The 21694-nt window shown below is 63.3% G+C and carries 22 protein-coding genes; 9 read left to right on the forward strand and 13 right to left on the reverse strand.

Features of this window, described 5'->3' with window-relative positions; genetic code table 11:
* Positions 1-9: 9 nt before the first annotated feature.
* From AC0YKC_RS19810 to AC0YKC_RS19820, 3 genes are all read right to left on the reverse strand, one after another.
* The gene (locus AC0YKC_RS19810) at positions 10-723 is read right to left on the reverse strand and encodes a nucleotidyl transferase AbiEii/AbiGii toxin family protein (protein ID WP_320294988.1); all 714 of its coding nucleotides are present in this window, start codon (positions 721-723) and stop codon (positions 10-12) included.
* Between the two features lie 65 nt (positions 724-788).
* On the reverse strand, positions 789-1013 hold the full coding sequence (locus AC0YKC_RS19815; RefSeq protein ID WP_320294987.1) for a hypothetical protein: 225 nt from the start codon (positions 1011-1013) through the stop codon (positions 789-791).
* A gap of 49 nt (positions 1014-1062) precedes the next feature.
* Entirely contained in the window at positions 1063-2394 is a 1332-nt protein-coding gene (locus AC0YKC_RS19820) for a dihydroorotase (protein WP_488512234.1), read from the reverse strand.
* A gap of 84 nt (positions 2395-2478) precedes the next feature.
* On the opposite strand from AC0YKC_RS19820, the gene ygfZ reads away from it, so the two are divergent.
* The 3 genes from ygfZ (at position 2479) to AC0YKC_RS19835 (ending at position 6181) form a co-directional block, all read left to right on the forward strand.
* Positions 2479-3342, forward strand: coding sequence for a CAF17-like 4Fe-4S cluster assembly/insertion protein YgfZ (gene ygfZ, locus AC0YKC_RS19825; protein ID WP_488512235.1), 864 nt, complete (start codon positions 2479-2481; stop codon positions 3340-3342).
* On the forward strand, positions 3342-3980 hold the full coding sequence (locus tag AC0YKC_RS19830) for an HD family hydrolase (RefSeq protein ID WP_320294984.1): 639 nt from the start codon (positions 3342-3344) through the stop codon (positions 3978-3980). The genes ygfZ and AC0YKC_RS19830 overlap by 1 nt, the downstream gene beginning before the upstream one ends.
* A gap of 65 nt (positions 3981-4045) precedes the next feature.
* Complete coding sequence (locus tag AC0YKC_RS19835) at positions 4046-6181, forward strand: putative bifunctional diguanylate cyclase/phosphodiesterase (protein WP_488512236.1); 2136 nt, start codon at positions 4046-4048, stop codon at positions 6179-6181.
* A gap of 27 nt (positions 6182-6208) precedes the next feature.
* Here the strand turns inward: AC0YKC_RS19835 and AC0YKC_RS19840 are convergent, their stop codons facing one another.
* Positions 6209-7099, reverse strand: a complete 891-nt coding sequence (locus AC0YKC_RS19840) for a fatty acid desaturase family protein (protein WP_434725686.1) — start codon at positions 7097-7099, stop codon at positions 6209-6211.
* Between the two features lie 111 nt (positions 7100-7210).
* Here AC0YKC_RS19840 and AC0YKC_RS19845 point away from each other — a divergent pair, with 111 nt between their 5' ends.
* The gene (locus AC0YKC_RS19845; protein WP_434721864.1) at positions 7211-8158 is read left to right on the forward strand and encodes a LysR substrate-binding domain-containing protein; all 948 of its coding nucleotides are present in this window, start codon (positions 7211-7213) and stop codon (positions 8156-8158) included.
* Between the two features lie 17 nt (positions 8159-8175).
* Here AC0YKC_RS19845 and AC0YKC_RS19850 read toward each other — a convergent pair whose 3' ends face one another.
* The gene (locus tag AC0YKC_RS19850) at positions 8176-9108 is read right to left on the reverse strand and encodes a DMT family transporter (RefSeq protein WP_488512237.1); all 933 of its coding nucleotides are present in this window, start codon (positions 9106-9108) and stop codon (positions 8176-8178) included.
* A 103-nt stretch (positions 9109-9211) separates the two neighbouring features.
* Here AC0YKC_RS19850 and AC0YKC_RS19855 point away from each other — a divergent pair, with 103 nt between their 5' ends.
* A complete protein-coding gene (locus AC0YKC_RS19855; RefSeq protein ID WP_488512238.1) occupies positions 9212-10123 on the forward strand; it encodes a LysR family transcriptional regulator in 912 nt (303 codons plus the stop codon).
* A gap of 127 nt (positions 10124-10250) precedes the next feature.
* On the opposite strand, the gene AC0YKC_RS19860 is transcribed toward AC0YKC_RS19855, so the two are convergent.
* From AC0YKC_RS19860 to AC0YKC_RS19880, 5 genes are all read right to left on the reverse strand, one after another.
* Positions 10251-10523 (reverse strand): DUF3303 domain-containing protein, encoded by a 273-nt coding sequence (locus AC0YKC_RS19860; RefSeq protein ID WP_434721861.1) that lies wholly within the window; start codon positions 10521-10523, stop codon positions 10251-10253.
* A gap of 150 nt (positions 10524-10673) precedes the next feature.
* Positions 10674-12137 (reverse strand): RimK family ATP-grasp domain-containing protein, encoded by a 1464-nt coding sequence (locus AC0YKC_RS19865; protein WP_320294979.1) that lies wholly within the window; start codon positions 12135-12137, stop codon positions 10674-10676.
* A gap of 4 nt (positions 12138-12141) precedes the next feature.
* Complete coding sequence (locus AC0YKC_RS19870) at positions 12142-13239, reverse strand: peptidase C39 family protein (RefSeq protein WP_434721860.1); 1098 nt, start codon at positions 13237-13239, stop codon at positions 12142-12144.
* A 205-nt stretch (positions 13240-13444) separates the two neighbouring features.
* Positions 13445-14239 (reverse strand): anti-sigma factor family protein, encoded by a 795-nt coding sequence (locus AC0YKC_RS19875; RefSeq protein ID WP_434721859.1) that lies wholly within the window; start codon positions 14237-14239, stop codon positions 13445-13447.
* Entirely contained in the window at positions 14236-14754 is a 519-nt protein-coding gene (locus AC0YKC_RS19880; RefSeq protein ID WP_320294976.1) for an RNA polymerase sigma factor, read from the reverse strand. Before AC0YKC_RS19880 ends, AC0YKC_RS19875 begins: the two co-directional genes overlap by 4 nt.
* A gap of 225 nt (positions 14755-14979) precedes the next feature.
* Between AC0YKC_RS19880 and AC0YKC_RS19885 the strand changes: the two genes are divergently transcribed.
* Positions 14980-15228, forward strand: a complete 249-nt coding sequence (locus AC0YKC_RS19885) for a type II toxin-antitoxin system prevent-host-death family antitoxin (RefSeq protein WP_488512239.1) — start codon at positions 14980-14982, stop codon at positions 15226-15228.
* A complete protein-coding gene (locus AC0YKC_RS19890) occupies positions 15221-15616 on the forward strand; it encodes a hypothetical protein (protein ID WP_488512240.1) in 396 nt (131 codons plus the stop codon). The genes AC0YKC_RS19885 and AC0YKC_RS19890 overlap by 8 nt, the downstream gene beginning before the upstream one ends.
* Before the next feature lie 28 nt (positions 15617-15644).
* Here the strand turns inward: AC0YKC_RS19890 and AC0YKC_RS19895 are convergent, their stop codons facing one another.
* Positions 15645-18416 carry a DUF2339 domain-containing protein gene (locus tag AC0YKC_RS19895; RefSeq protein ID WP_488512241.1) on the reverse strand — a complete coding sequence of 924 codons (2772 nt, stop codon included), beginning with the start codon at positions 18414-18416 and terminating at the stop codon, positions 15645-15647.
* A 254-nt stretch (positions 18417-18670) separates the two neighbouring features.
* Here AC0YKC_RS19895 and AC0YKC_RS19900 point away from each other — a divergent pair, with 254 nt between their 5' ends.
* The gene (locus AC0YKC_RS19900) at positions 18671-19135 is read left to right on the forward strand and encodes an NUDIX hydrolase (RefSeq protein ID WP_488512242.1); all 465 of its coding nucleotides are present in this window, start codon (positions 18671-18673) and stop codon (positions 19133-19135) included.
* Positions 19136-19233: 98 nt separating this feature from the next.
* On the opposite strand, the gene recO is transcribed toward AC0YKC_RS19900, so the two are convergent.
* Both recO and AC0YKC_RS19910 read right to left on the reverse strand, forming a co-directional pair.
* On the reverse strand, positions 19234-19992 hold the full coding sequence (recO, locus tag AC0YKC_RS19905; protein ID WP_488512243.1) for a DNA repair protein RecO: 759 nt from the start codon (positions 19990-19992) through the stop codon (positions 19234-19236).
* Between the two features lie 123 nt (positions 19993-20115).
* Positions 20116-20580 (reverse strand): MarR family winged helix-turn-helix transcriptional regulator, encoded by a 465-nt coding sequence (locus AC0YKC_RS19910; RefSeq protein ID WP_434721854.1) that lies wholly within the window; start codon positions 20578-20580, stop codon positions 20116-20118.
* A 276-nt stretch (positions 20581-20856) separates the two neighbouring features.
* Between AC0YKC_RS19910 and AC0YKC_RS19915 the strand changes: the two genes are divergently transcribed.
* Complete coding sequence (locus tag AC0YKC_RS19915; protein WP_488512244.1) at positions 20857-21693, forward strand: p-hydroxycinnamoyl CoA hydratase/lyase; 837 nt, start codon at positions 20857-20859, stop codon at positions 21691-21693.
* The last annotated feature ends 1 nt before the right edge of the window (position 21694 follow it).

The following is a 21694-nucleotide window of genomic DNA, read 5'->3' on the forward strand; positions in this document are numbered from 1 at the left end:
GCCCGAAACCTATCGCTTACCGGCCTGCGGCCATATCCGAGCCGCTTCGTTTCGCAGGGCCGAAATGGCATCGGTTCCCAAGACGGGGTCCATTTGCAAGGCTTCGGCTGCGTCGCGCAATTCGCTCTGGTCCCGGAGTTTGGCCACGACCCAGGCGATTTTGCGTTCGATGTCGGAGCCATAGGCGGCTTGTGCCTTGTCGAGGGCCTTAGTCGGCATCTGCCCATACGCCTTGACCAGCATCCCAAGATCGAAGGCATCGCGATATGCGACGGCACGATCCTGGCATCGATCGGCATTCGCCAGCAGCTTCTCAGCAAACATGTCCGCAGGAACGAGCGCCGGTACCCCCAAATCCTCGTCGAAATGACCGCGCAAATCGATGCGGCCTTCCCGGACGACTTCGAACCGGATCGGTTGCCCTTTGAGCCTCACAACGGTCCTCAGGCCGTACTGGTCGATCTGGAAATCCCGGATGGCATCGACGGATTCAGGGAAAAAAGCCCGAACGCCGAGTTCCGATGCTTGTGTTCGCAGCTCGCGATAGCCGCCGGCGTCGGCGCAAAGGAAATCCAGATCCAGCGACCGACGATACTCGCCAAGCTTCATGACAATGGCTGTGCCTCCGCCAAACCAGCACTGATTGGCCGTCAGAAAGTCACGATCCATCAGTCCGAGGGCTTCGGCAATTATCCTGTGCTCCGGTTTTTCGAACGCCTTCATGATCTCTACCCGCAATATTCCGTCGGGCGCAGCGGTGCGCGCATCGAGGACAGAAAGATGGATTATCACGACGTGGTCAGAAGGATACCGTGGCCGAATTCGTCGGCTAGTTTCGCAATAAGCAGTTTCTCACGAGCCGTAAGGCGCTTTTGATCGACAAAGCGCCAGTTGCGCTCATAAAGCGCAAACACTTCTTCGGCCGGGATGGGGCGCGTGACATCGCGGTTCCAGGCGAGTGCCTGGAGCTCAGGAAACTCCGCAGGAATGATTGGCCCAATATTCGCGGTCATGGCGCTCAAGATAATGCAGAGCGCTTAACAAATCCAATTTTCGGCGGGATTAGGCCGGCAGCGCCTCGGAAAACTCCACCGCCCTGCCTTGGCCGGGCGTCACGATCTCGCCTTCCCACATGACGCGCGTGCCGCGCACGACGGTGCCGACCGGCCAGCCGGTGACCTCCCTGCCATCATAGGGTGTCCAGCCGGCCTTGGAGCCTGCCTGCACGTTGGTGATGGTCTCGCGCCGCTTCATGTCGACGATGGTGAAGTCGGCATCGTAGCCGGCGGCGATGCGGCCTTTCCTGGCCATGCCGAAAATGCGCTGCGGACCATGGCTGGAAAGGTCGACGAAGCGCTGCAGCGTGAGCCGGCCTGCGTTGACATGATCGAGCATGATCGGCACCAGCGTCTGCACGCCGGTCATGCCGGACGGCGAGGCCGGATAGGTCTTCGCCTTCTCGGCCAGCGTGTGCGGCGCGTGGTCGGAGCCAAGAACATCGACGATGCCCTGCGAAATGCCGTGCCAGACGCCGTCGCGGTGACGCGAGGCCCGCACCGGCGGGTTCATCTGGATCAGTGTGCCGAGCCTGGCATAGTCGTCGGCGCTAAGCGTCAGGTGATGGGGCGTCGCCTCGCAGGTCGCGACATCCTTGTGCTGTTGTAAGAAGACGATCTCCTCGGCCGTCGAGATGTGCAGCACATGGATGCGCGCGCGCGTCTGCCTCGCGATACGCACCAGCCGCTCCGTGCAGCGCAGCGCCGCGATCTCGTCGCGCCAGACGGGATGCGACGACGGATCGCCCTCGATGCGCTCGCCGAGCCGTTCGCGCAGGCGGAACTCGTCCTCGGAGTGGAAGGCGGAGCGGCGGCGGGTGTTACGCAGGATCGAGGCGACGCCTTCGTCGTCCTCGACCAGAAGGTCGCCGGTGGACGAGCCCATGAACACTTTTATGCCGGCGGCGCCCGGCAGCCGCTCCAGTTCGCCGACATCGCCGGCATTGTCGCGCGTGCCGCCGACCCAGAATGCGAAATCGCAATGCATGCGCCCGGTGGCGCGGCGCACCTTGTCGGCAAGTGCTGCCTCGCTGGTGGTCAAAGGGTTGGTGTTGGGCATTTCGAAGACGGCGGTGACGCCGCCCAGCACCGCGGCGCGGGATCCGGTCTCCAGATCCTCCTTGTGCTCCAGCCCCGGTTCGCGGAAATGCACCTGGCTGTCGACAACGCCCGGCAGGATGTGCAGGCCCGCGCAGTCGATGGTTTCGCCGGCTGAAGCCTGGCCGAGATCGCCGATCCGCGCGATGCGCCCATCCTTCACGCCGATGTCGCGCCGGCCCTCGCCGTCATGGTTGACCACGATGCCGCCTGTCAGGATGAGGTCGAAGGTGGTTGCCATGGCAGGTCCAATCTCTTGCGGGGGGAGTGTGGCCGGCTTACGTAATGGCCGAACGTTTTGCAAGATCAGGCCGATTTCACACCCATGCCCTTTGCCCAGCTCAAAGACCGCGCGCTCATTTCCGTTTCCGGCCCCGATGCCGAGCATTTCCTGCAGAACATCCTCACCACCGATCTCGACGCGCTCGGCCCCGACCAGGCAAAGCCGGGCGCGTTGCTTTCGCCGCAGGGCAAGATCCTGTTCGATTTTCTCATCTCCCGCGCCGGCGAGAATGGTTTTCGCCTCGAATGCCGAGCCGATATCGCCGACGATTTCATACGCCGGCTGATGCTTTACCGGCTAAGGGCGAAGGCCGATATTGCCAAGCAGGATCAGGCGCTTGTCACGGTCGCGTGGGGCGATGATTCAACCGCCTCATTTTCTGATTCAACGGCGCTCGCCGACACGCGCTTCCGCGACGTGGCGGTGAGGCGCGCTTATGGAGGCGAGGCAAAGGAGGGCTGCGATCGGAATGCCTGGCTGGCGCTGCGCATCGGCAACGGCATCGCCGAGAGCGGTTCCGACTACCAGCTCGGCGATGCCTTTCCGCATGACGTGCTGCTCGACGAGACGGGTGGCGTCGGCTTCAAGAAGGGCTGCTATGTCGGCCAGGAAGTGGTCTCGCGCATGCAGCATCGCGGCACCGCGCGGCGCCGTGTGCTGATCGCGTCGGCCGATAGCCCCCTGCCTGCGGCCGGGACCGAGCTCACCGTCGCTGGCCGACCGGTGGGCACACTTGGGTCTGTCGACGGCCGGACCGGTCTTGCCATCGCCCGCATCGACCGCGTCAAGGCGGCGATCGATGCCGGCGAGGCGGTCATGGCGGGCGAGGTTCCGGTAACGCTCGCCATTCCCGGCTGGGCGAAGTTCGCCTTCCCGCAGGATGCGATCAGCGCGGAGGAGGCCTGATGGCGGCCGACCGGGCCGGCGCGCCGCCGCGCGCCTGGCAACGCATGCTTTCGGGCCGTCGGCTCGACCTGCTCGACCCCTCGCCGCTCGACATCGAGATCGCCGATATCGCGCATGGGCTTGCCCGCGTCGCCCGCTGGAACGGCCAGACCAGCGGCGACCATGCTTTCTCCGTCGCGCAGCACTCGCTGCTGGTCGAGGCGCTCTATGGCGAGCTGTCGCCGGAGGCCACAGCAGAGGCGAGGCTCGCCGCGCTGCTGCACGACGCGCCCGAATATGTCATCGGCGATATGATCTCGCCGTTCAAGTCGGTGATGGGCGGTTCCTACAAGGATTGCGAGCTGCGCTTGCAGCGCGCCATCCATCTTCGTTTCTCGCTGCCGGCGGAACTCACCGCCTCCCTGCTCAAGGACATCAAGCGCGCCGACCAGATCGCCGCCTATTACGAGGCGACGCTGCTGGCCGGCTTTTCGACCGCGGAGGCGACCGAGTATTTCGGGCGACCGCGCGGCTTCTCCGCCGACCGCTTCGACTTCACGCCAAAATCCGTGACCTGGGCGCAAACGGCTTTTCTCAAGCGTTTCAAGACGCTGGAAGCCAGGCGCCAGTCTTCGCAAGCCGTGAATTCAACCACATAGAAGAACGCTAAATTAACCGGCGACCGCGACAGTATTGCGTTCGGTCACGGTCCGAAGGCGTGCTCATGCCCGGCGCACATGTCAAGACTGGTTCGGTCGCCGGCAGGCGAAAAACGGCCGGCATTGGTCCGGTGCGGCGGATCGCCGAAGAATTGCGGGCTCAGAACGAGCGCTTCGCGGCGGCTGTCGAGAACATGTCGCATGGCCTGTGCATGTTCGACGCCGATGAGCGGATGATCATCTGCAACCACAACTACCTCGACATCTTCAGCCTGGACGCCAAGGTGGTGAAGCCCGGCATTCCTTTCTTCGACATCCTGCAGCACAGCGTCGACATCGGCATCGCCTCGCAGAGCGCGAGCGAGCTTTATGCCATCCGCAAGCCGTATATCGACGGCGCCAAGGCTTCGACCTATGAGGAAGTCCTGTCGGACGGGCGCATCATCGTCATTTCGCACCGGCCGATCGCCGTCGGCGGCTGGGTGTCGATCTACGAGGATGTGACCGAGGAGCGGCGCGCCGAGGCGGAACTGAAGGAGCAGCACCGCCGCTTCGACGCCGCGTTGGCCAACATGTCGCAAGGCCTGCTGATGTACAGCGCCGCGGGCCGGCTCATCGTACGCAACCAGCGCTTTCTGGACCTGTGCAACGCCAAGGCGTCGGATTTCGCGCTCGGCATGACGCATCGCCAGATGCTGGACAAACTCATTCGCCTCGGCATCTTCGCGCCGGTCGAAATCGACGTCGAGGTCGGGAAGACGAAGGCCAGCCTGGATGCCGGCCAGTCGCACTCGAGCTACCGCGAGCTGGTCGACGGCCGAACGCTGTTCGTCTTGCGGCGGCCGCTGACCGACGGGGGCTGGGTTGCGACTTTCGAGGACGTCACCGAGCGCCGGCGCGCCGAGGAGCGCATGACGCATCTTGCGCATCACGACACGCTGACCAACCTGCCCAACCGCTCGATGTTTCGCGATCGGCTGGACCAGGCGCTTGGCGAGGCCAAGCCGCTGGCGATCCTCTCGCTCGATCTCGACCGCTTCAAGGCCGTCAACGACACGTTCGGCCACCCGGCCGGAGACTGGCTGCTGCAATGCGTCGCCAAGCGGCTGCAGCATTCCGTGCGCAGCAGCAAGGACGTGGTGGCACGCTTTGGCGGCGACGAGTTCGCCATCATCCAATTCGGCATCGGGAGCGTCGCCGACGCCGAAAAGCTCGCCAAGCGCATCGTCGAGATCGTCGGCAAGCCTTATCGCGACAAGGGGCGCGAAATGCATGTGGGCGTGAGCCTGGGCATCGCGCTCTATCCCGGCGACGGGCACGATGCCGACACGCTGCTCACCAACGCCGACATGGCGCTCTACCGGGGCAAGAGCGAAGGACGCAATGTCTATCGCTTCTTCGAGCCGGGCATGGATGCCCTGATGCGCGAGCGCCGGGCGCTTGAGGCCGAGCTCGAGGCAGCACTCTCCAGGCGCGAGTTCGAGCTCGATTTCCAGCCGATCCTCGACATCGGCTCCGGCAGAATTGTCGGCGCCGAAGCCCTGATGCGGTGGCGCTCGCCGTCGCGCGGCCTGGTGTCGCCGGAGAACTTCATAGCCGTCGCCGAGGAAACCGGATTGATCGTGCAGCTCGGCGACTGGGCGTTGCGCAAGGCCTGTAACGTGGCAGCGAACTGGCCGCCGGACATGCGCATGGCCGTCAATGTCTCGGCCGCGCAGATCAAGAACGGCGGCTTCGCCCGCAGCGTGATCGCGGCGCTTGCCTTTTCCGGCCTGCCGGCCAACCGCCTCGAGCTCGAAATCACCGAAACGGTGATGATGGACGAGAGCGACGCGGTGCTGAAGACGCTGAGCCAGTTGCGCGGTCTCGGCGTGCGCATCGCGCTCGACGATTTCGGCACCGGCTATTCCTCGCTCGGCTACCTCCGGCGTTTCCCCGTCGACAAGATCAAGATCGACCGCTCCTTCACCAGCGATCTCGACAAGCGCGACACGGCGGCGATCGTGCGCACCGTGATCGGGCTCGGCGCCGAGCTCGGCATCACCGTCACCGCCGAGGGTGTGGAGACCGAAGCGCAGCTCGACATGCTTCGCAAGGCCGGCTGCGGCGAAGCCCAAGGCTATCTGATCGGCATGCCGGCCAAGGCCGCCGAGGTGAACCGTCTGCTGCGCGCGCAGGCGCTGCTGCGCCAATCGGGCTGAAGCCGGATTTCCCGACATCAAGCGCGGTCAGTTGAGTGTCCCGATATACTTCTCATGGAAGCTGACATAGCCTGGCTCGACCACCTTGAGGTGCCGCTCGATCAGCCTGTGGAATTGCGGCAGTTGGTGGAAAGGCACGCCGGGATAGGCGTGGTGCTCGGCATGGTAGGGCATGTTCCAGGCAAGCTTGCGCACGAACCAGTTGGTCAACGTCGTGCGGGTGTTTTCCAGCATGTTGGCGACGAAGGGACAACGGCCGTGCTCGGCCAGCAGATAAAGCCGGAGGAACGGCTGGCCAAGCAGCGCCGGCACGATCCAGACATAGAGCAGCACCGATGCCTTGAACCAGACCGCAAGCGCGAACAGGACGACATAGAAGGCGATCATCGCCCGCGCCTCGGCCTTCACCTTCGGCAGGCCCTTTGGCGGCACATAGCTGTCGCGGCAGCGCCCCATTGCGTTGGCGTAGAGCGTCTTGAAATGGCCCCACCATACAGGGAGGCCAGAGACGTGGACGATGTATTGCCGCAATGTCTCGGGCTTCGGAAAGGCGAGCTCCGGATCGTTCTCGGGGTCCTGGGTGAAGCGATGATGGGCGAAGTGGAAGTAGCGGAACCAATCGGCCGGCAGCGCGATCGCCAGGCTGCAGAAGCGCGCGACGATATCGTTCAGCCTCTGCGTTTCGAACGCCGTCCTGTGCACCGTTTCGTGCAGCAGCGTGAACAGGAAGACGATCAGGACGCCTTGCGGCAGCATCAGCACCGGCCAGAACGGCACCTTGGCTGCGATCAGGGCGCCAAGGACGATGATCGCGCCGAGATGGAGCGCGAACTGGACAAGGCCTGGCCCGTCCGATTTGCCGGTCAGCCGGCTACGCTCCTCATTCGTCAGCGAGGCTATCACGGAGCGATGGTCGATGGCTGTGTCGTGGTCGATTGCGTTCATGAAACCACGATACCCAGAAAGAAACCTTTCGAAAAACGAGGATTTCTGCGAAATAGATAAGGTAACCTTATCTTTCGGATTGCCATGGTCGCTCTTCCCTCCTTGCGCGGACTTCAGGCCTTCGAAGCGGCGGCGCGCACAGGCAGCTTCGCGGCGGCGGCGGAGGAACTGTCGATTTCGGCTGCGGCCGTCAGCCAGCTTATCCGTACCGTCGAGGAGCAGATGGGACGAAAGCTGTTCCATCGGGTCAACCGGCGCACGGTGCTGACCGAGGCCGGGGTGGAGATGCTGCCGCGGCTCAGCATGGCCTTCCGCGAGATCGGCAGCGTCGCCCGCGATGTCGGCGGCGATGCGTTCCGGCCAAGGCTCGTCGTTTCGGTGCCACCCTCCATGGCGATGGGCTGGCTTTCCGAGCGCATCGCCCATTTTGTTGCTTCCCACGGCGCCGCCGACATATCGCTGAGAGGAGACGACGACCCGGTACCGTTCGATCATGAATTGATCGACATCCGCCTCTCCTACGGCCCGCACTATCGCGAGCATCCGACCGAGGAGATCGTCAGGGACGCCGTCTATCCCGTCTGCGCGCCGACGCTGGCCGGCGCGACCGGATCCGACGGCCTCGCCGGCCCGCCGCTCATTCACACCGACTGGGGACCGACGGGCGCGTCCTTCCCATCCTGGCGCAACTGGTTCGAGGCGGCGGGAAGCGAGCCCGGCCGCGCGGCACAGCGTGGCCTTTCGGCCAACTCGTCGCGGGCAGCGCTCGATCTTGCCATCTCAGGACTGGGCGTGGCGCTGGCGCAAGGCATCTATTGCGCCCGGGCGCTGGAGGATGGCAAGCTGGTGCGGGCTGCCCCGAAATCCTTGGAACTGCGCCAACCCTATTGCCTCACAATCCCCGAACGCAGCGCGAGGCGCGATATCGTGGCGGCGTTCCGCGAATGGCTGATCGCGGAATGCCGGCGCGCCGTCGGATCGCCGGCTCTCGGCACCCAGTGCTCCGAGGACCGATTTACGGAATTACGATGACAGCACCGCTTTTGTCCTCACTTCGCCTTGCGGCGCAGCACCAGCAATCCTGCCACTACAATCAAGACCATGCCTGAGACAGAAGTCACGCTGGGCGCTATCCCAAAGAACAAAATGTCCCAAACCGTGACAAATACCAAATAGCTGTACTCGAATGTTGAAACGACGGCAGGCGGTGCAGTCTGATAAACCCCTCCCAGCAACATACCATTGATAATCGCAAATCCGGCAAGCAGCGTCAGCACGAGCCAGTCGTTCAGACCGACTTTTGACCAGGCGCCAAAAATGTAGGGATGGGCGTCCGCAAATGTGCCTTGCGGTTGGAGCCAAAGCATCAACACGCTGACAACTGTCCCAGCCAGCAACATGACGATATTCTGTGACAGCGACAGAGCTGCAACGGGGACGTTCTGGCACCTCGCCCGTGTCGTGATATGCGCCAGGGCGTAGGAAGCAGCCCCAACAATTGGAAGCAGTGCCCATGGCGAAAAAGCGTCAGTTCCCGGCTGCAGCAAAACCACGACGCCCGCAAATCCGAGGCAAACCCCCAGCCATCCCAGCGGGCCAACCGGCTCTCTGATCGCATATGCGGACAGCAACGTTATAAAAATAGGAGCGATGTAGTTGGCTGCTCCGACGGTCGATAAGCTTAAGAATGGAAGCGCCGCATAGAAAGCCAACAAGCTGGCCGTAATAAACATAGACCGCAGAAGCGGCCATTTACCCAAGGCGGCCTCCAGGATGCCCCGATGCGCCCCATGCGCCCAAAGGGCTGCAAAGAGCATTGGGACAACCAAGACGCCACGCAGGGAGAATATTTGCCAGAGGGTTAGTTCACCGCTGAAGAGCTTGAAAATGACGTCTTGGACGGAGATTGTGAAGGCCGCTGCGATAATCAGCGAAATACCACGCGCGATGTTTTGTGGTCGGAGTTCAACCGCAGCTGTCAATTTTTCGCCCCTTGCTGAAATCACACGCCTCCAACAATTGCCGCATGGATGACGATTTGATTATGCCTTGCATATTGAACTCACAATTTAGTATTTTTAAATTATGGAGCGCGTACCGATCCACGGAATTGAAGTTTTTCTGGCTGTCGTCCGCGAAGGGTCGATGCGTGCAGCGGCAGATGCCCTCGGCGTGGGCCCGCCCGCCGTTACTCTGCAGCTGAAAGCGCTGGAAGACCGGCTGGGAATTGACTTGTTGGTCCGCACAACCCGCAGCATCGAACTGACGGAGGCCGGAAAGGTCTTGTTCGACGCCGCCGCCCCTGCCCTTCGCGACCTGACTTATGCGGTCAAAAAAGCCAAAGAAATGGCCCGGTCCACAACAGGGACTTTGCGGCTGAGCTTGTCATGGGAGGCCTACGTCACAGTCCTGGCGCCTGTGTTGGGAGATTTCCTCGATGAGCACCCCGGCATCAACCTGAACATTTCGTGGAATGACGAATTGGTGGATATTAATCGCCATGGAATTCATGGCGGTATCCGTTTGGGCGACATGCTCGTCCCAGACATGGTCGCCATCCGCGTCACCTCGCCGGTGAAGTCGGCATTCTTTGCCGCGCCGTCATACCTCCAAACCCAAGGCACCCCTAAACGCCCTCGTGAGCTTCTGCACCATCGATGCATCCGGCAAAGTCAACCTGCATCTGGAAACCTGCGCGAATGGCGGATTTCAGAGGATGGACAAGACAAAGGCATAGACCCAGCAGCGCGACTGATTTTCGATTCCGCTGCGGGCGTCATTCAAGCGGCGCGAGACGGACACGGAATTGGATGGTCCATGCGGGTGTCGGTGGAAGAACATCTCAAGGTCGGTAATCTGCAAACATTCCTTGAGCCATACGCCCAAGACCTGCCACCATTTTACATCTACTACCCTGAGCAAAACAAACGAGTTGAATGCCTCAAACTGCTCGTGGAATTTCTAAGGAAGCGGCTAAGGAAAAGGCTCGAAAGCTGACTTGTTATAGTCGCAGTGAACTGGCCCTGAAAACAGGCAGGCGCCGCATTGCACCCGCTAGCCCAGCCGATCATCGAAAAGATATACGATGACGGCGCACCGGTTTACTTCCGCTTGCCGATCTTTTTCAAAGATGTCCGGCCAGCGCGGCGACCATGTCCTTGCTGCTGGCCACGGGAACGATCTCGAACTCGACCAGATCCGCCCATTCGATGACCCAGCGCTGCAGCACCGTCGCGTCATCGGCTTCCACCAGCATGAAGCAGCGGCTCATGTCACCCGCGATCCAGCTGTGATGCACGACGAGTTCGTCGGGCTTCAGCCGGCCCTTGTCGCGGAAGCGGCGGTAGATTTCCTTGCGGTCCGCGCCGTGGAAGTCCTCGATCACGAAGAACAGCATTTCTTTTCCCTCAGTTCGAACAAACTAGAATTGGAGAGTTGAGGAACTGGGGAATTGAAGAATGGAGCGGCTATCGGAGCCATCCGTCTTCAGTTCATCAGTTCCTCAATTCTTCAATTCCCCAGTTCCTCAATTCCGCTTCTCCGGCCGCTACTTATCCGGCCTCTCCAGGCGTTCCAGGAACCACTGCGTCAGCCGCACCCAGAGCTCGTCCTTCTCGCCGGAATCCTCCCAGCCGTGGTCGAGATTGGGATTGTCGTTGACCTCGATGACGAAGACCCCGTCCTTGGTCTCCTTGAGGTCGACGCCGTAGAGCCCGTCGCCGATGCATTTTGCGGCCTTGACCGCCGTCTCGACGACATGCGGCGGCGTCTGCTTCAGCGTGAATGTCTTGATCCCGCCCTGGTCGGGCTTGCCGCTGGCCTTGTGGTTGACGATCTGCCAGTGCTTCTTCGCCATCAGATAGTGCACGGCAAAAAGCGGCTGGCCGCCGAGCACGCCGACGCGCCAGTCATATTCGGTCGGAATGAATTTCTGCGCGATCAGCAGATCGGAATCTTCCAGCCATTCGGTCGCAAGCTTGGTCAGCTCCGCCATGTTCTCGCATTTCTTGACGCCGCGCGAGAAGGACGAATCCGGAATCTTCAGCACCAGGGGAAAACCTAGCGTCTGCGCCGCCACTTCGAAGTCGGACGTGCCGGCGATCATCACTGTCGGCGGCACCGGCACCTTGTTGTAGGTCATCAGCTCGTTGAGATAGACCTTGTTGGTGCAGCGGATCATCGACAGCGGATCGTCGATCACCGGCATGCCCTCCTGCTGGGCGCGGCGCGCGAAGCGGTAGGTGTGATTGGAGATCGACGTGGTCTCGCGGATGAACAGCGCGTCGTAATTGGCGAGCTTGGCGAGGTCCTTCCTGGTGATCGGCTCGACTTCGACGCCCATCTTCTCGGCGATCCTCGCCCAGTAGCGCAGCGAGGAGATTTCCGACGGCGGCAGTTCCTCATGCGGGTCGACCAGCGTCGCGAATGTATAACGCGCCGGCGTGCGACCCTTGGTGTCGCGCCACTCGCGGTTGGTGTAGGTGTCCAGGCATTGCAGGAAGAACTCTTCCTCGCTCTCGGTCATGCGGGCAAGCGGCAGGAAGCCGATCTTGCGGATCGAGGCCCATTCGGCGCTGTCCTTGATATGGACCTCGAGCGCCGGCGCGCGGAACCAGTCGAACAACAGCTTGGCGAAACGGTCCCAGACTTTCGACGGGCCGATGCCGAAGAAGATCGCGACCTTGGCCGGGAAAGTCCCGCCGAGGTCCTTCCTGCATTTGTTCAAGGCCAGCTCGAGCTCCGGCAGCGCGTGCTCGTAGAGCTTGCGCTCCGACAGGTCGATCATGGTCTCGACGGTCGGGATCACCCTGTGGCCGCGCGAGCCGGCCAGCAGCGAGGCGTAGTAGCCGCGGCTCTGGTAGCCGTAATTGTTCGACAGGTTGATCACCTTCGGCCGCTGGCCGCGGAACAGTGCCGGATGCGCGAGATAGTCGCGGTTGGTGATGATCTTGTGGGGTGTGGCCACCTGATCGATGTCGTTCTGCCTGCCTGTCAGAATAACCCAGGTCATTGTCTCAGCGTTTTCCCAGAGTGATAGCTGCGCGCAGGCCGTCGCGGCCGAACTGCGCCATGTTCATGAAGATGTCGTAAGGCACCGGAATGTTTGCGGCATCGAGGATCGTTTCCTGTCTTTCATCCTCGACCCAGGGATCGTGGATCAGGATATGGTCGCCATCGTCGCCGATGGCCAGCACCCAATGCGGCACCTTCTTGCCGAACATAAGGAAGCCGCTGATCAGCACCACCACCAACTTGCCCTCGGCAAGGGCTTGGCGGATATCGTCGATGCCGAATGGACGGTAGTTGACGGGAATGCCGTAGAGCTCGGCGCGGCGACGGAAATCGACCTGGGCTAGTTCCATCACCCGGCGCTTGTCCTCGCTCCGCACCGACTGCAGGAACAACGCGCCGTAGAAGGAGACGAAGATCTCGGCGGCTAGCCCGCTCTCGTAGCCGGCGACCGCCAGGCCGAAAGGCTCGCAGCCGCCAGGGCCGGACATCATGAAGACCGTGGTCGCCTCGCGCCACAGGCGGATCTCCATGACCGGGTCCGGCACGAAGCCACTGTCGAAATTGGCCATCGCCATCATCAGACAGCACGGGCCGCAGGTGAACTCGCAGGTCTGCTGATAGAACGGCACCTTGGTCGCGGTCGGGGTGTCGCCGCGCAGCGTCTTTTCATAGCGCAGCGCCGTCGCGCCATCCTCGTAATAGTCGGGCTCGCGACCCAGTTTTCGATAGCCGGCCTGCTCGTAGACACGGATGGCGCGATCGTTGTCTTCGCGCACTTCGAGGCGAAGCAGCAGCCGGTCGTGCTCGAAGGCCGCTTCCTCGGCGGCAGCCAGCAGAAGGCGGCCGATGCCAAGCCGGGCGAAGAACGGACCGACGGCGATGGAATAGAGCCGCGCGACGCCGCTTCCCTTGCGAAACAGCACCACGGCATAGCCGGCGACACGGCCCTCATTCTCGGCCACCAGCATCTCGGCGGTTTCACGTTCGATGAATTGGCGGAAAGAGCGGCGCGAGAGCCTGTCGCCCGGAAAAACGGCCTTCTCGATGGCGGCGAGGTCATCGACGTCTGACGCGCGGGCCTTGCGAATCTCGGCAGGCATGCGGGCTTGGGAGAACCTCGATTGGGTTTAAGAAACGGCCCCGGTGGATGCGTTGCGAACACTGACCGAAGCGCCAGCATTCATCAAGCGCTATCGCTCCTTGATTAGGGCCGAATTGTGACTGTTTCCGCCACGGCAGGAAGGGCCAGGCGCTTGAACAGAACTGCCGTTCGAAGGACTGCCGGCGCCGAAAAACGCAGCCGGTTCAGCTCGATATGCCGGCTAGGAGCTGGCCATAGGCGCTCTTTGCGACATCCGACAGCCGCTCCGGCGGCAACGAGCCGACGACGGCGCAGGCATAGCCTTTGTCGAGCCAGTAGACCGCCTGCGGTCCACCCGCCTCGGCCGCATAGGTGCCCTTCGATGTTTGGGCCGATTCGGCGGTGACGAAGAGCGAGATGCGCTCGCCCTTGGCGTCCTCGTAGAGAAGCATCGCCGCCTTGCCTTGCTCACCGGCGGGCAGCAGCCGACCGCCGACCAGCTCGAACCCCTCGGCCGCCAGGTCGGGCGCAACCAGCTTCAGCCCGACACTGTTCGACAGCCAGGTCTGGAGATGGTCCTTGTCGCTCGCCGGGACCTCAACGGCATGGCGCTTCTCAGCGGCGTAGATGACATGGGCGGCGATCGCCTGCTCGGCGAGCTGGTCGTCGTCGCCACCACCACGGGCGATGCTGTCGACGCCGGCGACATAGCCGCCCAAGCCGCCGACAGCGAGCATCACGGCGGCAGCAGCCGACAGCCACCAGCGCGAACGCCAGGCCGGCGCCTTCATGGGCGCGTCGCCAAGCACTGCCTGCCGCAGCCTCGCCGGCACCGGCTCGTCCATCACGCCCGCGAGGGCGGCTCGCATTGCGGCGCGATCGGCGATGTAGCGCGCTGACCTCGCCTTCATCTCGGGATTGGCCTCGAGCCAGGCGTCATAAGCCATGCGCTCCTCACCCGGCAGCTCGCCGTCGAGGGCCATGTGGATATCGCGTTCGGAAAAATCGCGGCGGGTCATTTCTCGACGATCCTTATCGAGCGGCGCCGCGATGTGTCCTCGAGCAGGCCTCGCAATTCCTCGCGGCCGCGCGCGATGCGCGACATCAGCGTGCCGGCCGGCACGCCGAGGATGTTGGCGGCCTCGGCATAGGAAAAGCCCTCGATGGCGACCATCACCAAGGCCGCGCGGCGATCGGGGCTGATCGCCTGCAAGGCATCCAGGATCTCGCGCGAGGCGATGGTCTCGACCTGATCGGCGGGCGCGGACTGGGCCTCACCGGCTTCGAGAGGCAGCATCGCCGCCTCGCCGCGCCGGTTGACCTTGCGCATCTGGTCGATGAACAAGTGATGCATGATCGTAAACAGCCACCTCCGGGGGCTCTCTCCAGTCTGCCAGTTGTCGAGCCGCACAAGCGCCCGCTCCAGGCAATCCTGGACCAGATCGTCGGCGGAATCGCGGTCGCGCAGCAGCGAGCGCGCATAGCGCCGCAGCCGCGGTATTTCGCTCAGGATCGCTGCCTTCTTGTCGTCCATGACCGCTTTGTTTCGAGGTCGCTTTCCATCCCGATAGAACGCGCCTTCCCGGCGCGGTGCAAGCAGTCAGCGCGAAACGGCCGAACCGCTGCGATTACCCAAGCACGAGAATAACGCTGGCGAATGGCGATTTATTCCCGGCTCGAAATCGCGCGAGATTGATTGTTTGATTACGTAACATAGGTATAATAGGTATAATAGGTATGTTACGTATGAGGCACTCCCATGAAGCAATTCACCTTTTCAGACATGAACCGCGCATCGGGCGAGATCCTCGAAACGGCGATGATCGAGCCTGTCGCCCTGACAAAACGCGGCAAGGAGAAACTGGTCATACTTTCGGCCAGGCAATACCGGCAACTCGTTGGTTCGTCTCATGCCGCCTACACGCTCGAGAATGCGCCTGACGCGGTCCACGATGAACTGACGTCGGGATTGGAAGCCATCATAAGAGACGATGGACCGGATGTTTAAGCCCGGCGACCTGCTTCGTTATTACTATCTATGGGCGCGGCAGGCTGACGCCGGTGAAGAATCAGGCCGCAAAGCGCGACCCGTCTGCGTCGTAGTCCGAACGCCGACGACGCCCGCGGCGCTGTACCTGTTTCCACTCACCTCGCAGCAGCCCAGCCCGACCCGCACGTCTATTGCCATCAGTGAGATCGAGTGCCGCAGGGGCGGCCTCGATTTTCCGTCATGGCTGATCCTCGACGAGTACAACCGTGTGCGGACTGACGAAGCTTACGACCTCGTGACGACAAAGCCGATCGGTTCTTTCAGTCCGGCATTCGTTCGCAAGATTGCCGGCCTCATCAAAGAGGCAGCCGAACAGCGCCGCCTGCGCGGCGTTGCGCGGAAATAGCAACAGAGGTCCAGGAAGCCCAAGCCTCTCACCCCGCTTTCGCCGCTCTCGTCAGCAGTCGCTGGTAGAACAGGCCGATGCCGATCAGCACGGCGCCCAGGCCGATGAAGGAGAGCGCGCGCAGCACGCCTTCCAGTTCCGACATGTCGAAGAGGAAGACCTTCACCACCGCGACCGCGATCAGCACGGCGGAGGCGATGCGCAGCACCTGCGATTTCAGCAAGACGCCGGCGGTGAGCAGCGCCACGCCGATGACCAGCCAGAGCGCCGAGTAGGTGTAGGTCTCGAGCTGGCCGAGCCCGCTCCACAAGGCGATGAACTCGCCCTTGAACAGGCGGCGCACCGAGAGCGTGGCATAGGCGAAGGCAAGCAGCGCGGCGATCAGCGCCAGCATCGCCGCGTACCATCGCGGACGCTTGTCGCGGACATAGAGCGCGAGCGCGCCGGCGGCGATGGCAGGCAGCAGATAGGCGAGGAACAGGAGATTGAAGACCGGGATCTTGCCGGTCGACTCGTCCGTCAGCAGCGGGTTCAGCACCACGAAATGCTGAACCGCGATCAAGCCTGCCGACACCACGCCGGCGGCCATCGAGCCATAGCGCAGGACCGAGCTCGGCGAGCGCATGTCGATGGCGACAAGGATCGCGCCGGCGCCGAGCGCGATCAGCGTGTAGATCGCCTGCTCGGCAAGCGTCACCGTGCCGGTGTCGATGACGCCGCCATGCATGGCGTGGCGCACCAGCATGGCGATGGTGAGCAGCGCGAACAGCGCCGAGGCTGCCTCCATGGCAAGGCGCGGCCGGCCGTTGGTGGTGCGGGCAAGCTGCCAGGCGGCGAAGCCGAAGGCGAGCGCCGGCACGCCATAGCCAGGCAGCAGCCAGTTGAAGACCGGCGTGCTCGACAGAAGCGCCGCGCCGACGATGGTCGGATCGAAAGCGACGCGGCCGAGCACAGCGACCGCGGCGCCCACCCCGATCCAGCCCAGCACTGGGTAAGAGCGCCAGCGCGTGGCCAGCGCCGGAATGATCGCGGCGGCGCCGAGCAGCACTGTCGTCCAGCCGGAGCCGAAGGCCATGTGCAGCATCAGCAGGCCGGCGATGCCGGCGCCGGCAAGGGCGAAGGACACGGCCGGGCCGCCACTCAGCGGCGGCTCCTCGGCGCGCGCGATCCACTCGCCGCCGGCGGCGAAGACCAGTGTCAGCAACAGCGCCGGCATCGCGTAGCCGAAATCGCGGTCGATATCGCCGAAGGTGAGCCACAGCGCGGCGAGCACCACCAGCGGTGCAATGACGCCCCAGGCCGCCCAGCAGGCCGCGCGCACCGGAACAGTTGCCGCAAAGCGGCGTGCCGCCCAGAAGCCGGCCGCGAGGAAGATCAGGCCAAGCGCGATGCCGATGCGGAAAGTCAGCGTGTCGGACGACGCCAGGGGTTGAGCGTCCAACCCGACATCGAGCGCATCGGCGCCGATCGTGGCGGGTGGGATGATGCTGAGATAGATCAGCACGGTCGCAATGCCCGCCGCGAAGACCAGCGGAAGCGCGCGCGGCCGGTAGAGCGCCGCCGCGGCCAGCGCGGCCAGGAGGACCGCGCCGTGCAAGGCATCGCCGGCGCTGGCAAAGGCCGGATCGACGGACAGGCCGAGCGCGCTCAAGGCGATGAAGAAGCCGGGCACGATCGAGGGCCAGTCGAAGCCGCGTTCGGCGGCGTCGCGGCCAGTAACCAAGAAAAGGCCGAGCCAGACCAAGGCAAGCACGGCAAGCGTCGCCAGGCTGATGAACAGAACGGCGGCGAGGTTCACCTCCGGCGCGTCGACCATGTAGAGAATGGTCCAGATACCGGTGCCGGCGAAAGCCGCGGCGACCAACGCCTTCCAGTCACGGATGCGGGCGATTGCCGCCGTGGCGGCGAGCACGATCGCCAGATACACGAACAAGGCCCAGGGATTGGGTGCCTCCGAGGCGACCAGCGCCGGCGTGACCATGGCGCCGACGAGGCCGATGCCGGCCAGCGCCAGGCCATGCAGGAGCGAAGCGCCAATGGTCGCAACGCCGATAACGCCGAGCAACGCGAAGGCCGTCGCCGGGCCGATGAAGCCATAGATGCCGTGCGCCGCGTAGACCGTGCCGAACAGGATGAACGCGCCCGCCCCGGTCAGAATCGCGGGGATGTAGGCGCTGGCAGCGCCTTGCACCGGTACCTTGAAGCCGGTGCGGCGGATGAATTCGGCGCCGGCAATCAGCACCAGGCCGAGGATGCCGGCCATGGCGAGGCGCACGCCGGGGCCGAAGATACCGGTCTCGATGGTGTAGCGGATTAGGAACAGGCCGCCCAACGCCAGCGCGATGCCGCCGACCCATACCGCCCAGCGCGTGCCCAGCGCCGTCTCGACATCGCTCTGGCGCGCCGCCTTGGCGGGCGCGGGCGGCTCTGCTCCGGGCGTCTCGGTGGTGGAAACGGGTTGCGCCGGTTCGGACGGCCCGGCGGATTGCGCCGCGGCCGCCTGGGCCTTCGTCCAGGGTCCTGCCGCTGCCTCCGCTTCGGCCGCCTCGTGCTTCGCGGCGATGTCTTCGCCCGCGCCGTCAGCCAACGGCGCGGCAGGCGCCACGGCTGCCTTGGCCTCCTCGGGAAGAGCTCCCTGCGCCGCACCGGCTGTCTTCGGCGCGGACAGCGAAGCGCCCGACTGCACCAGGCCGCGCAGGACGCCGAGCTCGCGCTCGACCAGTGCGATGCGGTTCTGCTGTCGTGAGACGATGACGAAAAGAGCTATGACGGCGGCAATGGCGATCAGGCTGAAAAACATGGTGGTTTCCCTCAAAACCAGACCAGACGTGGCCAACAAATGCGGCAATGAGACGGCTGGTGCAGATCAGCGTCTTGCCGACTAACTAGATCGGGCCGACTAACAAGATCGAGCATGTTTCGGCGCCGATTGCCAGCAACTTGCCGGCTTATCCCATGCCGAGGCTGCCGGCATTGCAGGCGAGATGGCGTAACCTCTGCCGCGAAATACTCGTGCTATTCTCGCGCGAGCGAAGAAATGCCGCGAGGTGACCGATGCCGCAGAAAAGCGCGGGCCTGCTGATCCACAGGCGCATTGCCGGTGTGTTCGAATTCCTGCTCGTCCATCCAGGCGGGCCGTTCTGGGCAAGAAAGGATGAAGGCGCGTGGTCGATCCCGAAGGGGCTGATCGGCGACCAGGAGGATGAGCTCGAAGCCGCCAAACGGGAAGCCGAAGAGGAGCTCGGCGTCGCCGTCGACGGCGATTTCCGGCCGCTCGGCAGCTACAAGCAGCCAGGCGGCAAGATCGTCATCGCGTGGAGTGTCGAAGCGGACATCGATGCGGATGCCATCAGGAGCAACATGTTCAGCATGGAGTGGCCGCCGAAATCGGGACGCATGAAGGAATTCCCCGAGGTGGATCGAGCCGGCTGGTTTTCATTGCCCGAGGCCGGCCTCAAGATACTCAAGGGCCAGCGCGCCATGCTCGACGATTTCCTGGAGCGACGCGGCGCGGATTAAAGCGCGCCGCGCCGAACGGAACAGGCGACGCGCTGAGGCATGTCTTTCTCCCAAACCGCTTCGCACTTTTGGGCGACATGCATCAGGCGCTTGCCTTGCTATCCTGCTTCGCCCGCAATCGCCTTCACCGCCGCATGATGCCTCCGCAGCGCGGCGAGGAAGCCGGCGCGGGCGTCGGGCGGTTCGAGTCCGCGCGGCTCGTAGACATGGCGGGTGAAGAAGAAGCCGCTCAGCCGGAACGCGTCCTCGAGCGATGCCGCGTCGGCGCGCAGGCCTGAGCCGCGCTGCAGGAAGGCCGGCAGCGCCAGCATCTTGTCGTGCCAGGCGGCACCCGCTTCGCGCGACACCGCGCGTCCGGATTTCGGCGAGACATAGGCGAGATCCTGCCTGGTGCCGGTCGCCGCGCATTGGCTGAGGTCGAGGCCGAAGCCCAGTTCATCGAGGATGAGCAGCTCGAAGCGTGCGACCAGCTCGCCCGCCGCATCGGCATCGCCCAGATGGGAGATCATCACGGCAAGCGCCTCATAGAGACCGCCATGGGCGTCGCGCTCCGGCAGGAGCCTGAGATGCGCGGCCATGGTCTGCAGGCCGTAGACGGCGACCGCGCTGTCCATCAGCCGAGCCGCGTTCATCTCGATCGCCTCGGCCTGGAAGACGCCCAGATGCTCGTCGAGCCGTGCCCGCCACAGGAGGTCGACGCGGTTGCCGGGCTGCAGCACCGGCTGCTGCCTGCGCGAGCGCCCTCCCCGCACAAGGCCGAGATGGCGGCCATGCGCGCGCGTCATCACCTCGAGGATGGCGCTGGTTTCGCCATGCTTGCGGGTGCCGAGAACGATTCCCTCGTCGCGCCATTCCATGGAAGGGAGCTATTCACCCGTTGCGCGATGAAATCAAGATAAGGCCAAGGGCCGGCCGATCTGCCGCCCGCAAATGATTGCGGCGCCCGAAATCAAGGGCGCCACAACTATTGCATAACAATCTCAGCCTCCCTTGCCGATCCAGACGCGGCGCAGCAGGCGCAGCAGCGTGGCGCGCTCACTCCTTGTCAGGTCGAGAAGAACCCTCTCCTCATGTCTCAGCGCCTGCTGGCGCCATTTCGGCATGGCATTGCGCGCTTCGGCCGTCAGGAACAGGATCTGCACCCGCTTGTCCTCCGCATGGCCGCGGCGCTCGATCAGCCCGCGGTTAGCCAGTTCCGCAATCAACGGCGCCATGTTGGCGCTTTTGATGCCGAGCAAGCGGCCAAGATCGGCGGAACTGATGCCGGGATTCTCATCCACCGTCGCCAGCATCGCAAAGGTCGTCGGACGCAGCGGCACTTCGGCGAACTCAACCTCGAAATCGTTGAGCATGACGACCGAGGCACGGCGCAGATTATAACCAACCAATGTGTCGAGGGCGCGTCTCTCGGCTGTGGATTTTTCCCGACTCTCAATCTTTTCCATGCGTTACCGTTTCGCCGCGAGGGTGCTCCCCGTCAAGAAAAAAGACTATGACAGATAGCAATAACATGCTATGTGCCATAGCAATAATGCTATCTGACATAGCGAATTGGCGCAAGGCAGGGAGGAGCCGGCAGTGCAGCATTCAGCGATTTCCCCCGGCCTTTTCTGCAAATCGAAAGCGGGCGTCGCTCGCCCGCTTACGCGCGCCGAATTGGCAACGAACGCGTTCCCGCAGTCAAAGCGGATGAACGGACAGACTGTACGGGAAAAAGCCAAATGACTTCTGCCATCGAGACTGTCGCCTTCGACGTGGAAAGCGGTATCGCCTGGGTACGTTTCAACCGGCCGGAAAAGCGCAATTGCATGAGCCCGGCTCTCAACCGCCGCATGATGGAGGTTTTGGACGAGTTGGAGTTCCGCGACGATGTTGGCGTTCTGGTGCTTTCGGGCGAAGGAAGCGCCTGGTCGGCTGGAATGGACCTCAAGGAATATTTCCGCGAGACCGAAGCCAAGGGGTTTGGCGCGGTGCGCCGCGCTCAGGCCGAGGCCTATGGCTGGTGGCGTCGCCTGCGCTGGTACCAGAAGCCAACCATTGCAATGGTCAATGGCTGGTGCTTTGGCGGCGGCTATGGTCCGCTCTTTGCCTGCGATCTCGCCTTCGCCGCTGACGAAGCCCAGTTCGCTCTTTCCGAGATCAATTGGGGTATCCTGCCCGGCGGCGGGGCGACCAAGGTGGTCGTCGAGTTGCTGTCGATGCGCGACGCGATGTATCACGCACTGACCGGCGAATTGATCGGCGGCAAGAAGGCGGCCGAATGGAAGCTTGTCAATGAGAGCCTGCCTGCGGCAGATCTGAAGGCGCGCGTGAGTGCGGTGGCAAAAATGCTGCTGAACAAGAATCCGGTTGCGCTCAAGGCGACGAAGGACGCCATCCGCCGCGTTGCCGAGATGACCTATGACAATGCCGAGGACTATCTTGTGCGGGCTCAGGAAGCGGCGAACTTCCACGACAATAACGGCCGCAAGGAAGGCATTCGGCAGTTCATCGACGAGAAGAGCTACAAGCCGGGGCTAGGCGCCTATGACAGGAGCCAGGCACCCAAGCAGGACTGAC

It is taken from the genome of Mesorhizobium sp. CNPSo 4661 (genome assembly GCF_057784215.1).

Coding starts and splice junctions, on each gene's coding strand:
- AC0YKC_RS19815 (WP_320294987.1), bottom strand. CDS start 1,013: ATGACCGCGAATATTGGGCCAATCATTCCTGCGGAGTTTCCTGAGCTC.
- AC0YKC_RS19855 (WP_488512238.1), top strand. CDS start 9,212: ATGGAGCGCGTACCGATCCACGGAATTGAAGTTTTTCTGGCTGTCGTC.
- AC0YKC_RS19835 (WP_488512236.1), top strand. CDS start 4,046: ATGCCCGGCGCACATGTCAAGACTGGTTCGGTCGCCGGCAGGCGAAAA.
- AC0YKC_RS19875 (WP_434721859.1), bottom strand. CDS start 14,239: ATGACCCGCCGCGATTTTTCCGAACGCGATATCCACATGGCCCTCGAC.
- AC0YKC_RS19890 (WP_488512240.1), top strand. CDS start 15,221: ATGTTTAAGCCCGGCGACCTGCTTCGTTATTACTATCTATGGGCGCGG.
- AC0YKC_RS19870 (WP_434721860.1), bottom strand. CDS start 13,239: ATGCCTGCCGAGATTCGCAAGGCCCGCGCGTCAGACGTCGATGACCTC.
- AC0YKC_RS19910 (WP_434721854.1), bottom strand. CDS start 20,580: ATGGAAAAGATTGAGAGTCGGGAAAAATCCACAGCCGAGAGACGCGCC.
- recO (WP_488512243.1), bottom strand. CDS start 19,992: ATGGAATGGCGCGACGAGGGAATCGTTCTCGGCACCCGCAAGCATGGC.
- AC0YKC_RS19860 (WP_434721861.1), bottom strand. CDS start 10,523: ATGCTGTTCTTCGTGATCGAGGACTTCCACGGCGCGGACCGCAAGGAA.
- ygfZ (WP_488512235.1), top strand. CDS start 2,479: ATGCCCTTTGCCCAGCTCAAAGACCGCGCGCTCATTTCCGTTTCCGGC.
- AC0YKC_RS19900 (WP_488512242.1), top strand. CDS start 18,671: ATGCCGCAGAAAAGCGCGGGCCTGCTGATCCACAGGCGCATTGCCGGT.
- AC0YKC_RS19885 (WP_488512239.1), top strand. CDS start 14,980: ATGAAGCAATTCACCTTTTCAGACATGAACCGCGCATCGGGCGAGATC.
- AC0YKC_RS19865 (WP_320294979.1), bottom strand. CDS start 12,137: ATGACCTGGGTTATTCTGACAGGCAGGCAGAACGACATCGATCAGGTG.
- AC0YKC_RS19830 (WP_320294984.1), top strand. CDS start 3,342: ATGGCGGCCGACCGGGCCGGCGCGCCGCCGCGCGCCTGGCAACGCATG.
- AC0YKC_RS19810 (WP_320294988.1), bottom strand. CDS start 723: ATGAAGGCGTTCGAAAAACCGGAGCACAGGATAATTGCCGAAGCCCTC.
- AC0YKC_RS19880 (WP_320294976.1), bottom strand. CDS start 14,754: ATGGACGACAAGAAGGCAGCGATCCTGAGCGAAATACCGCGGCTGCGG.
- AC0YKC_RS19895 (WP_488512241.1), bottom strand. CDS start 18,416: ATGTTTTTCAGCCTGATCGCCATTGCCGCCGTCATAGCTCTTTTCGTC.
- AC0YKC_RS19820 (WP_488512234.1), bottom strand. CDS start 2,394: ATGGCAACCACCTTCGACCTCATCCTGACAGGCGGCATCGTGGTCAAC.
- AC0YKC_RS19915 (WP_488512244.1), top strand. CDS start 20,857: ATGACTTCTGCCATCGAGACTGTCGCCTTCGACGTGGAAAGCGGTATC.
- AC0YKC_RS19845 (WP_434721864.1), top strand. CDS start 7,211: ATGGTCGCTCTTCCCTCCTTGCGCGGACTTCAGGCCTTCGAAGCGGCG.